Genomic DNA, 437 nt, shown 5'->3' on the forward strand with positions numbered 1-437 from the left:
TGTCGCGGATCGCGATCTCTTTCGGGATCAGCCCGAGCTTGAAGAAGCGGTCGGCCACGCCCTGCTGGGTCGCAACGATATCGTCGGTGACGGGTCCGATCCTGAACGCGGCCCGATTGGCGGCGATGGTCTGGATATCCAGCGGGATTCCGGTGACGGTGCTCAGCGATTTCGCGACCTCGTCGCAGTGCGCCTCGGCCCAATTCGCCGTTGACGCGAGGACGTCGATAATCTGTTGCAGCACAGGTCCGTGATTCCTCGCGAAGTCACGGTTGGCGATGAAGAACGAGTTGGTCTTGGTGATCTCATGGGCGTTGACCAGGATGCGGCCGTTCTGCTTGGTCTCGCCGATCGCGAAATAAGGATCCCAGATCGCCCAGGCGTCGATGCTGCCATTGGCGAACGCCGGTCCCGCGTCGGGCGGCGTCAGATAGACC

At 62.2% G+C, this 437-nt stretch carries 1 pseudogene; it reads right to left on the reverse strand.

The annotated features are described in order from the left end of the window. A pseudogene (locus O7A70_RS34070) lies at window positions 1–437 on the reverse strand (sulfonate ABC transporter substrate-binding protein); the annotation flags it as partial.

Origin of the sequence: Mesorhizobium sp. Cs1299R1N1 (assembly GCF_037179655.1) — a bacterium.
GTDB classification, from domain to species: domain Bacteria; phylum Pseudomonadota; class Alphaproteobacteria; order Rhizobiales; family Rhizobiaceae; genus Mesorhizobium; species Mesorhizobium salmacidum.